8 protein-coding genes and 1 pseudogene are annotated in these 10,962 nt (G+C 71.2%); all 9 read left to right on the top strand.

Annotation, left to right across the window (positions count from 1 at the left end; genetic code table 11):
* Positions 1 to 297: pseudogene (locus ACMA1D_RS10290) on the top strand (DNA polymerase III subunit gamma and tau); the annotation flags it as partial.
* 561 nt (positions 298 to 858) lie between these two features.
* Complete coding sequence (locus ACMA1D_RS10285) at positions 859 to 1,194, top strand: YbaB/EbfC family nucleoid-associated protein (protein WP_349992794.1); 336 nt, start codon at positions 859 to 861, stop codon at positions 1,192 to 1,194.
* A gap of 266 nt (positions 1,195 to 1,460) precedes the next feature.
* Complete coding sequence (gene recR / locus ACMA1D_RS10280; RefSeq protein ID WP_349992795.1) at positions 1,461 to 2,060, top strand: recombination mediator RecR; 600 nt, start codon at positions 1,461 to 1,463, stop codon at positions 2,058 to 2,060.
* Positions 2,053 to 2,721, top strand: a complete 669-nt coding sequence (locus tag ACMA1D_RS10275; RefSeq protein WP_414723561.1) for a DUF5063 domain-containing protein — start codon at positions 2,053 to 2,055, stop codon at positions 2,719 to 2,721. Before recR ends, ACMA1D_RS10275 begins: the two co-directional genes overlap by 8 nt.
* Positions 2,722 to 3,478: 757 nt before the next feature.
* Positions 3,479 to 4,750: an aspartate kinase gene (locus ACMA1D_RS10270; RefSeq protein ID WP_414723560.1), complete on the top strand. Its 1,272-nt coding sequence runs from the start codon at positions 3,479 to 3,481 to the stop codon at positions 4,748 to 4,750.
* Positions 4,751 to 4,818: 68 nt separating this feature from the next.
* On the top strand, positions 4,819 to 5,904 hold the full coding sequence (locus tag ACMA1D_RS10265) for an aspartate-semialdehyde dehydrogenase (protein WP_414723570.1): 1,086 nt from the start codon (positions 4,819 to 4,821) through the stop codon (positions 5,902 to 5,904).
* Between the two features lie 931 nt (positions 5,905 to 6,835).
* Positions 6,836 to 7,477 (top strand): SigE family RNA polymerase sigma factor, encoded by a 642-nt coding sequence (locus tag ACMA1D_RS10260; protein WP_414723559.1) that lies wholly within the window; start codon positions 6,836 to 6,838, stop codon positions 7,475 to 7,477.
* Entirely contained in the window at positions 7,474 to 9,414 is a 1,941-nt protein-coding gene (locus ACMA1D_RS10255) for a hypothetical protein (protein ID WP_414723558.1), read from the top strand. Before ACMA1D_RS10260 ends, ACMA1D_RS10255 begins: the two co-directional genes overlap by 4 nt.
* A gap of 254 nt (positions 9,415 to 9,668) precedes the next feature.
* Positions 9,669 to 10,784, top strand: coding sequence for an SURF1 family protein (locus tag ACMA1D_RS10250; protein ID WP_414723557.1), 1,116 nt, complete (start codon positions 9,669 to 9,671; stop codon positions 10,782 to 10,784).
* The last annotated feature ends 178 nt before the right edge of the window (positions 10,785 to 10,962 follow it).

Raw genomic sequence — 10,962 nt, 5'->3', positions numbered from 1 at the left:
CCCGCGCAGGGCGCCCAGCGGCCGGCCGGCCCTGCGGGCGCCGAGCCCGCGGGCGGCGGTGGCGCCGGCGGGTCCAGACCCGGGGCCGGGGCCGGCGGCCCGTCCGGCGCCGGCTCGTACGGCGGGCAGCAGCCCAGTGGCGGCTACGGGGGGCAGCAGCATCCGACCCCCGTGGCACCCGAGGACGACATGCCGGCCGAGGACGACGCCGACCTGGACGAGAGCGCACTCAGCGGCCACGACCTCATCGTCCGGGAACTGGGCGCGACCGTGATCGAGGAGATCGCCAACGAGTAGCTGGGCGGGACGGTGGCCCGGTGGCCCGGTGGCCCGGTGGGTCTGGGGTGTGCGGGTCGGCGCCGGCTTTGAGGTCGTTCCTGATCCTGCGGCTGCCGCCGATGCCGATGCTGTCGGCACCGGTATCGCGGTTGGCCCCGGTCGCGGCGCGTGCTGGCTCGGGCTTCGGATTCGCCCGGGCCCCGGCACCCGTCCTTGCCTGCCGCTTCCGTACTCGCCTGGGTGTGACCCCGGCACTCGCTCTGGCCTGCCCTCCGTACTCGCCCCGGCCGCCCGCACCTGCGCTGGCACCGCTCTGGGGGGGGACCGGCTGGGACCCGTTCCGGCACCGGCTCGGACCCGTTCTGGCACCGGCTCGACTTCGGCGGTGGTGCCGGTGTCCGTACGGCTACCGCCACCGGCCCTGGCGTCGATCAGGTGTCGATCAGGTGGGGCCCGGGCCATGCGACGGGGGTCGTACGTGTGCGGGTGGCCTCCTTCGTACGGCGTAGGGCGTGGGCAGCGGGGAGCACGTAGGCTCGGGCTACCGAAGGTGTTTCGTCTACAGCCAGGAGCAAGCTCGTGATCCCCGGTGGCGGTCAGCCCAACATGCAGCAGTTGTTGCAGCAGGCGCAGAAGATGCAGCAGGACCTTGCGGCGGCTCAGGAAGAGCTGGCCCGGACGCCGGTCGAGGGCTCGGCCGGCGGCGGTCTCGTCAAGGCCACGGTGACCGGGGGCGGCGAGCTCCAGAGCCTGGTCATCGACCCGAAGGCGGTGGACCCTGAGGACACGGAGACGCTCGCGGACCTCGTCGTCGCCGCCGTACGGGACGCCAACCAGTCCGCGCAGCAGCTCCAGCAGCAGAAGCTCGGTCCGCTCGCCCAGGGCCTCGGCGGCATGCCCGGCCTCCCCTTCTGACCTTCAGCCCCTTCAGCCCCTTCCGACTCCTCCCTCCCACTTCCGCCCGGTCAACCCGGCCCGGCCCGAAGCGGGCGTCCGGCCCGGTTCCGCCGAGCGGGCCGACCCGTACCCGACCCGTACCGGCAGCCCCGTACCCGTAGTCCCGTACCAGCAGCTCCGACGACGAACCCGGCCAGCCGCGCGGCGTACAAGAGCCGTACAGGCTGCCGACACACCAGCCACATCAGGCACTGAAGAGATACACCCAGAAGGAGGGCGTTTCCGTGTACGAAGGCGTGGTCCAGGACCTCATCGACGAGCTGGGCAGGCTTCCCGGCGTCGGTCCCAAGAGCGCGCAGCGGATCGCCTTCCACATCCTGCAAGCCGAACCGACCGACGTACGCCGTCTCGCGCACGCCCTGACCGAGGTCAAGGCGAAGGTGCGGTTCTGCACGGTGTGCGGCAACGTCGCCGAGGCCGAGCAGTGCCGGGTCTGTCTCGATCCGCGCCGTGACGTCGCGGTCATCTGCGTCGTGGAAGAACCCAAGGACGTCGTCGCGATCGAGCGGACGCGCGAGTTCCGCGGCCGGTACCACGTGCTCGGCGGGGCGATCAGCCCCATCGAGGGCGTCGGCCCGGACGACCTGCGGATACGAGAACTGCTCGGCAGGCTCGCCGACGGCACCGTCACCGAGCTCATTCTGGCCACCGATCCCAACCTGGAGGGGGAGGCCACGGCCACGTACCTCGCGCGCATGGTGAAACCCATGGGCCTCAAGGTCACGCGGCTGGCGAGCGGCCTGCCCGTCGGGGGCGACCTGGAGTACGCCGACGAGGTCACGCTGGGACGTGCCTTCGAAGGGAGAAGACTTCTCGATGTCTGACGCAACGCTGCACGACAGCCACCACGACCCGGCCGACTTCGCGGTACAGATCTCCGACCAGATCGAGAGCTTCATCGTGGCGGTCACCGAGGTCGCCAAGGGGGACGAACCGGACAGTGCGGTTCCCTTCCTGCTGCTGGAGATCTCGCAACTGCTGCTCGCTGGCGGGCGGCTCGGCGCGCACGAGGACTTCGTACCGGACGAGCGGTACGAACCGGACGTCGGCCCCGAGCCCGACGTGGACGAGCTGCGCGAGCGGTTCGCCACCCTGCTCGACCCGATCGACGTGTACTCCGAGGTCTTCGACCCGTACGTGCCCCGGGCGCAGCCGGTCGCCTGCCGGATCTCCGACGACCTCGCCGACATCGTCACCGACCTGCGGCACGGCATGGCCCACTACCGCGACGGGCGGGTGAGCGAGGCGCTGTGGTGGTGGCAGTTCTCGTACCTGTCGAACTGGGGGACCACCGCATCGGCCGCACTGCGCGCGCTCCAGTCGCTGGTGGCGCACGTACGGCTGGACAGCCCGCTCGACGAGCTCGACGGCCTGGACACGGACAGCAACACCGACGGTGAGGACGAGCTCGCGGAGGAGGCGGGCCGGGTGATGGCCGCGGAGATCGCCGCGCCGCTCGGCCTGGGGTCCTCGGCGCAGCCCTGACCGGGCGGCGCCCGGCGTGGCGTCCGTACGGGCTTGGATGGGGTGGGTGTGGCGTACGGGCCCGGGCGGGGCGGTGCGGCGGACGGGCCCGCGTGGGGTGCGTGTGGCGTACGGGCTTGGACGGGGTGGGTGTGGCGTACGGGGCCGGGCGGGGCGGTGCGCGTTCGTGCGTCCCGGCGGCTGATGCTCGCGCTGTCCGGGCGACGGGCGTCCGCTGCCCCGGCGGCCGGCGCCCGCCGCGCCGGGCGTGATTCCCGCGGGCCCGGGCCTTCTCGCCGCATTCCGCTCGTTCCTTCCTTCTCGTCCTTCTTCCTCGTCCTTCTTCGGTTTCGGTTTCGCCGCCGGCTTCTCCTCCGCGTTCCCTTTCTTTACGTTCCGTGCCGGGTCGCCTACTTCTTGTTGCGACCGCGGGTCCGTCGCGTACGGATTTCGCGGGTGCCGGGCGGCTGGATTTCTTCCGTTTCGTCGGGTGGTCGAGCGGCGTGGGCAACCCGGACGGTCGATATCCGGCCGGCTCCGAACGGCGGAGTCTTTGTGACCTGAATTACGTTTCCGTGTGCGCAGGTCCGCAGCGGGAAGGGTTGGTCGCTGAGCGGGTGTGGGATTGCGTCCTGCCTGATCATGAAGTGAGTCTTGTGTCTCGCTATGTGATATTGGGAGGGCTTATCCGCCCTGCTCGTTAGACTGAGCCGACCGCAGTTACCCCCCTGCGGGGGTCTGGGGCTACCACCCCAGAAGAGACAAGCGAGGAGCGCACGTGGGCCTTGTCGTGCAGAAGTACGGCGGCTCCTCCGTTGCGGATGCCGAAGGCATCAAGCGCGTCGCCAAGCGAATCGTCGAAGCCAAGAAGAACGGCCACCAGGTGGTCGTCGTGGTTTCCGCGATGGGCGACACTACGGACGAGTTGATCGACCTCGCTCAGCAGGTTTCGCCGATTCCTGCCGGGCGCGAGTTCGACATGTTGCTGACCGCTGGAGAGCGCATCTCCATGGCGTTGCTGGCGATGGCGATCAAAAACCTCGGACACGAGGCGCTGTCGTTCACCGGAAGCCAGGCGGGTGTCATCACCGACTCGGTCCACAACAAAGCGCGGATCATCGACGTCACCCCCGGTCGCATTCGGGACGCGCTCGACCAGGGCGCGGTGGCGATCGTGGCCGGATTCCAGGGTGTGTCGCAGGTCAAGAAGGACATCACCACGCTGGGTCGCGGTGGCTCGGACACCACGGCCGTCGCGCTGGCGGCTGCCCTGGACGCCGAGGTGTGCGAGATCTACACCGACGTGGACGGCGTTTTCACCGCCGACCCGCGCGTGGTGAAGAAGGCGCGCAAGATAAACGAGATCGCATTCGAGGACATGCTCGAACTCGCGGCCAGCGGCTCCAAGGTGCTGCACCTGCGCTGCGTCGAGTACGCCCGCCGCCACAACATCCCCATCCACGTCAGGTCGTCGTTCTCCGGCCACGTGGGCACCTGGGTGCGTAACAAGCCCGAAGGAGAAGAAGGCATGGAGCAGGCGATCATCTCCGGGGTTGCCCACGACACGTCGGAGGCCAAGATCACGGTCGTGGGCGTGCCGGACAAGCCGGGTGAGGCCGCGGTCATCTTCCGTACGATCTCCGACGCCCAGCTCAACATCGACATGGTGGTGCAGAACGTCTCCGCCGCGTCCACCGGGCTGACCGACATCTCCTTCACGCTGCCGAAGACCGACGGCCACAAGGCCATGGAGGCGCTGACCAAGGCGCAGCCCGAAATCGGCTTCGACTCGCTGCGCTACGACGACCAGATCGCCAAGATCTCGCTGGTCGGGGCGGGGATGCGGACCAACCCCGGGGTCACGGCGACGTTCTTCGAGGCGCTGTCGAACGCCGGCGTGAACATCGAGCTGATCTCGACCTCCGAGATCCGCATCTCCGTGGTGACGCGGCAGGACGAGGTCAAGGACGCGGTGCGCGCCGTGCACAGCGCGTTCGGTCTGGACAGTGAGAGCGACGAGGCCGTCGTGTACGGCGGCACGGGGCGATGACCGGGTCCCACGGTGGGCACGGTGAGAGTGGTGTGAACGTGGTGAATGGTGTGGGTGACGTGGTTCAGGTGAACGGCAGTGGCGGTTCCGCGGCGCAGGGGCGCGCGGGGAAGCCGACGCTGGCGGTCGTCGGGGCGACCGGCGCCGTCGGCACGGTCATGCTCGGCATCCTCTCGGAGCGGGCGGACGTCTGGGGCGAGATCCGACTGATCGCCTCGCCGCGCTCGGCCGGCCGCAAGCTCACCGTGCGCGGTGAGCAGGTCGAGGTCGTCGCGCTGAGCGAGGAGGCGTTCGAGGGCGTCGACGTCGCGATGTTCGACGTACCGGACGAGGTGTCCGCGCAGTGGGCGCCGATCGCGGCGTCCAAGGGCGCGGTGGCGGTCGACAATTCCGGCGCCTTCCGGATGGACCCGGACGTGCCGCTGGTGGTGCCCGAGGTCAATGCGCACGCCGCCCGCGTGCGCCCCCGGGGCATCATCTCCAACCCCAACTGCACCACCCTGTCGATGATCGTCGCGATGGGCGCGCTGCACGCGGAGTTCGGGCTGAGCGAGCTGATCGTCTCCTCGTACCAGGCCGTGTCCGGCGCCGGCAAGGAGGGCGTGGACACGCTCCGCGCGCAGCTCGCCAAGGTGGCGGGCACGGAGCTCGGCACGCAGCCGGGTGACGTACGGCGTGCGGTGGGCGACACCGGTCCGTTCCCCGGGCCGATGGCGCTGAACGTGGTGCCGTTCGCCGGCTCGCTCAAGGAGGACGGCTGGACGTCCGAGGAGCTCAAGGTGCGCAACGAGTCGCGCAAGATCCTCGGCCTGCCCGACCTGCGGGTCACCGCGACCTGCGTCCGGGTGCCGGTGATCACCACCCACTCGCTGACCGTGCACGCGCGGTTCGAGAACGAGGTCACGGTGGCCGCGGCGCACGAGATCCTGGCCAGTGCGCCGGGCGTGGTGCTCTGCGACAACCCGGCCGAGGGCGAGTTCCCGACCCCCGCCGACGTGGTCGGCACCGACCCGACGTGGGTGGGCCGGGTACGGCGCTCCCTCGACGACCCGAAGGCGCTCGAACTCTTCGTCTGCGGCGACAACCTGCGGAAGGGCGCGGCCCTGAACACCGCGCAGATCGCCGAGGTCGTCGCGGCGGAGCTGACGGGCTGAGGGCCGGGCGACCGGTCTGCCGGCCGGGGCGTTCCCTTCGCCCCCGGCGGCTTGCCACCCGCTGACGAACGGGCGGTCACCTTGGGGTGGCCGCCCGTTGGGTGTGTACGGGGGTGGGTGCGCGGGGGGTGGGGTGCGGGATGGGTTGGTTGGTGGGTGGGTGTGCATGGTGCCGTGCCTGGCGTCGGGGCGGTTGTGGGTGGGCGGGTGGCTGCCTCGTGGGTGGTCGGTTGCTTCGTGGGTGGTCCGTTTGGTGGTGGGGGCGGTTGTCTGGTGGGTGGTTGGTTGGTGTGGGGTGGGGCGCGTCTCGTGGGAGGGCAAGGGGCTGGTTGGTTACGGGAGTTGGGGCGCCGCGGGGGTGGGTTGCTGTTCTCCGGGGCTGGGTGCGAGGTGGGTTCTGTGGGGTCGTGGGTTGGTTGTGGGGGCTTGGGGTGGGGGCCTTCGCTGTTCCTTGCCGAGTTGTTCCGGGAATCGTTGCTCCTTGATCGTTTGTCGCTGTGCGTCGGCTGCCTAGGCTCGTTGCCGCCCGCCTCGTGGGTTGGTGGGGGCGGTTCGCGGTGGGGCGCGGTGGGCGTGGCGGGGGTGGGATCAGGCGAGGTCGGGGCGTGCGGGTGACCGGAATCTGCGGGTCGGTGCCCGGGAGTTGGTCGCCCTGCGGTAGAACAATGTGAAGATTCTGTGATCCGCCTCTGCGGTCACCCCGCCTGATCTGCGTCATCATTTTGTTTGAGCATTCGCTGTCCGTTCCCCGCAACCGCCGGTGAATGGGGGGCGTCTTCGGCACAGCCCCGTATGGGCGGCGTCGCAAATGGGGCAATGAGGGAGGGTCGGTGCGCATGGGGGCATTGAGAGCACTGCTCGGGGCGGCGCCTCACGCGTACAACCCTGACGGGGGGAAGCGTGTCCAACAAGCGTGGCAGAGGTATTCGGCATGGCAACAGTTCCGGGGCGGGGTGGCGCGGCCGTGCGTCCGCTGCGTCCCCGCGCCGCTGGCGGTATGCCGGTGATCGCGCCATGGCCCGCCGCGGGCCCCGTCCAGGTACCTTCACAGCGCGGGGACACTGACGAGGCGATGGCAGCGGGCACCACAGTCGATCACCTCACCGAGACCTACCGGGCCCATTACAGGTCGCTGCTCGGTCTCGCCGCTCTCCTGCTGGACGATACGGCGTCCTGTGAGGACGTCGTACAAGAAGCGTTTATACGTGTGCATTCGGCACGTAATCGTGTGCGCGATCCGGAAAAGACCCTCGCCTATTTGCGTCAGACCGTCGTCAACCTTTCTCGCTCTGCGCTGCGCCGCCGCATTCTCGGGCTGAAGTTGCTGTCGAAGCCCATGCCGGACATGGCGAGTGCTGAAGAAGGCGCGTACGAACTGCTGGAGCGCGATCAATTGATTCAGGCGATGCGCGGTTTGCAGCGCCGCCAGCGCGAGGTGCTGGTGCTGCGGTATTTCGCCGACATGACCGAAGCGCAGGTCGCGGAGACCCTCGGAATATCCCTGGGCTCGGTGAAGGCGTACGGCTCGCGCGGAATTGCGGCGCTGCGCGTCGCGATGGAGGCCCCGGCATGACCCACGAGCACGCCAGGCCGGGTGAACCAGACCGGCAGGACGGCCATGGCCACGGCCGGGACGACTCCCGGCAAACGGCGCGTACCGACCGTGCGGAGCGCGAGGTGGCGCCCGGTTCGGAGGGGGCTGCCGCGGCGGTGCGTACGGCGGAGCCTGATGGGGCTGGTGCGGCGGAGTCGGCTGCGGATACGGCTGCGGCTGATGCAGATGTCGACCGATCCGCCGGTGTCGACCGACCCACGGATGTCGACCGATCCGCCGGTGACGACCGACCCACGGATGTCGACCGATCCGCCGGTGACGACCAACCCACGGATGCCGAGTCGACCGCCGGGCGGGGTGGGGCTGGCGAGTCGGGTACGAGGGCCGAGCCGGGTACGAAGGCCGAACCGGAGCCGGTCACCGGGCGGGACACGGTGGCCCAGCCCCGTACGGCTGAGGCGAAGGGCGCCGCCACCCCGGCGAGTGAGGGCACCCAGGTAGCTACGGCCGCTCGGTCTGGCACAGCCACCCTGGCGGAAACAGCCAGCCGGCCGGACACCGCCACCCAGCCGCGTACGGTCACCCAGCCGGGCAAGGCCACCCAGCCGGACACCGCCACTGCGCAGGCCGCACCCACCGAGCAAGGCACAGCCGCCCAGTCGGGCACACCCACCCAGCCTGGCAAGTCCGCTCAGTCGGACACAGCCACCGAGCGGGGCGCAGCCACCCAGTCGGGCAAGGCCACCCAGCCGGACACCCCCGCACAACCGGACGCTGCCACCAAGCAGGGCGCAGCCAGTGAACAGGGCGCAGCCGCCGAGGAAGCCACGCCCACCAAGGCGGCGGCCGGGGGTGGCGGGCTCGGCGGGCTCGGTGGCGGGGCGTTGGACGGGGACTTGGACGAGCAGGCGCTGCGCCGCATGTTGCAAGGCGCCGTACAGGACCTGGAGCCCGCGCCGAAATCGCTCGACCAGCTACGCCGTGCCGTACCCGCCCGCCGTACCCGGCGGCGCCAGATCCTCGTCGGCGCCTTCGCCGCGATCGTGCTCGGCGGGGCGGCGATCCCGGCGCTGGTGCGGGTGACCGCGATCGGCGACACCTCGCCCAGCCGCCCGGCGAACGCCGCGAGCAGCGAGCGCACGCCCGACCAGGCAGCCGGCGGGCACCACGGCGAACGCGGCCCGAGCTCGCGACCGACGCCGCCGTCGAAGAAGGACAAGGACAAGGAGAAGGAAGAGAAGGAGAAGGAGAAGGCGGCGAAGGAAGGGAAGGACAAGCCGACGACGGAGCGGCCGACGTCCGCCCCGGGCCCCGTCCTGCCGCCCAACCCTTCCACCACGCTGGCCGCCACCTCCCCGACGTGCCTCCGGGACCAGCTCGGCGACGGCGGCAGCAGCGTGGGCGCGGCCGATGCCGAAGGCCGGGTGTACGGGTCGTTCCGCATCGTCAACACCTCGGCCGACCCGTGCTCGGTCGACGGCAGCGGCGTGGTGGGCGCGGTGGCGCAGGGTTCGGCCGACGCGTCCGGCGTTCAGGTCGTCGACCACACGTCGGGCGACCCGGCGACCGAACTGCCCCCGCCGTCCGCGGTGTCGGAACAGATCATCCTGCGGCCCGGCGAGGCGTACGAGGTGCGGTACGCGTGGATTCCCACGGCGGGCGGCGGTAGCTGCTCCGACGCGAGCACGCCGAGTCCCACGCCGACGCCCGCGGAACCCCCGAAGAGCCCGGTGGAGGGCGAGCCCGGCGCGGAGGCACCGGGCGAGAGCACGCCGGGCCCGGGCAGCGTCGGCGGAGGCAGCGGCAGCGGTGGTGGCGGTGTGGAACCGTCCACCCCGTCGAGCGTGGTGATCAGCCACACGCCGGACGCGGGCGACCCCGCGGTCGCCACGGCCACGGTCCCCGAAGCCTGCGCCGGCACGGTCTACCACACGGGGGCTCTGGCCAGCCCGTGATTGCCGGGGCTCCGGTGGGCTGGGACCAGCCCGTGCTGCGGGGCGGTGGGCGGCTCGGGGCTGACGCGTGGTGGTGCGCACGGCGTACCGGCGCTGCGAGGTGATCCGATCCGGGCGCGGTGCGCGTCGGGGCAGGTGAGCGACGTACCGCCGTACTGGGCGGGATGTGGCGTGATCTGTCCGGTGCCGGTCGTACGCACCTCAGGTGAGGCCCCTCGTGTCGGCGGCGCGGGCCGGGACCGTACCGTGGGGGTGTGTATCGGTTTCTGCTGACGCCCCGGTGGTGGGGGATCAACGTCTTCGCCGCGCTGAGCATCCCGGTGTGCCTGTTCATGGGGAGCTGGCAGCTCAGCCGCTTCGAGTCGCGCGTCGACTCGCACCAGGAGCAGCAGGAACACGCCACGCGGGCGGAGTCGACCCGGGCCGTGCCGCTGGCCGAACTGCTGCCGGTCACCAGGGACAGTTCGGGGCGACAGGCCGAGGCGGTCGGACGGTACGACGCCGGGCGGCAGTTGCTGGTCCCGGACCGGGCGCTGGACGACCGCGACGGCTTCTACGTACTGACCCTGCTGCGGATCGAAGGCGAGCGTGCCATCCCCGTCGTACGCGGCTGGCTGCCCGGCGACGCGGACTCCGCGGCGGACCGCGCCAAGGTACCGGCACCGCCCGCCGGCGAGGTGACCGTGGTCGGGGCGCTCCAGGCGTCCGAGAACAGCAGGAGCAACGGTGTGCACGCCCGCGGCGGTCTGCCAGCCGGCCAACTCGGCATGATCAGCGCGGCCTCGCTGGTCAACCTGGTGCCGTACGACGTGCAGGACGCGTGGATCACCGTGACCAGGGCCGCCGCCCCGCTCAAGCCCGTACCACCGGCCGCCGCCGAGGGCACCGGGCTCGACCTGAAGGCGTTCCAGAACCTCGGTTACACCGGCGAGTGGTTCGTCTTCGCCGGCTTCGTGATCTTCATGTGGTTCCGGCTCTTCCGCCGCGAGGTGGAGAACGCCCGCGACGTGGAACTGGGGATCGGCCCGTCGTCCGGCGGCACCGGCGGCGTCGGCGCCCCGGAGGGGGCGGGCGGGCCCGATGCGGCTGGTGGTGGCGGTGGCTCTGATGGGGTGGGCAGTGGCGCCGGTGGCTCCGATGGGGCGGGCGGGCTCGACGCGGCGGATGGTGCCGGCGGCTCCGGCGGGGTGGCCAGTGGCGCGGGTGGCTCCGGCGGGGTGGGCAGCGGCGCCGGTGGCTCCGGCGGGGCGGGCGGGCTCGATGCGGCTGGTGGTGGCGGTGGCTCCGACTCCTCGGGCAGCAACGTTGACGGTCCCGTCGGATCCGGCGCGACCGGCGTGGCGGCAGCTCCGCAGAGCCCGACTTCGTAGATTCCGGGCTTGCGGGGGCCGGGCCTTCGGGTTCCGGGTTTGTGGGCTTCGGGTTTGTGGGGCCCGGGGCTCGGGTTTGCGGGCCTCGGGCTTGCGGGCTTCGGGCTTTGGCCTTGCGGGGTCCGGATCGGTTGACTTTGGGGTGGCTGACCCGGGCGGGGGGGGGGGGGGGGGGGGG

The sequence above is a fragment of the Streptomyces sp. 796.1 genome, assembly GCF_047525675.1.
Lineage (GTDB): Bacteria > Actinomycetota > Actinomycetes > Streptomycetales > Streptomycetaceae > Streptomyces.
This window is presented reverse-complemented; position numbering and strand designations above follow the sequence as displayed.

Bases quoted from the DNA above. Each gene is read 5' to 3' on its own strand.
- ACMA1D_RS10275 (WP_414723561.1), top strand. From the start codon at position 2,053: ATGTCTGACGCAACGCTGCACGACAGCCACCACGACCCGGCCGACTTC.
- ACMA1D_RS10260 (WP_414723559.1), top strand. From the start codon at position 6,836: ATGGCAACAGTTCCGGGGCGGGGTGGCGCGGCCGTGCGTCCGCTGCGT.
- ACMA1D_RS10255 (WP_414723558.1), top strand. From the start codon at position 7,474: ATGACCCACGAGCACGCCAGGCCGGGTGAACCAGACCGGCAGGACGGC.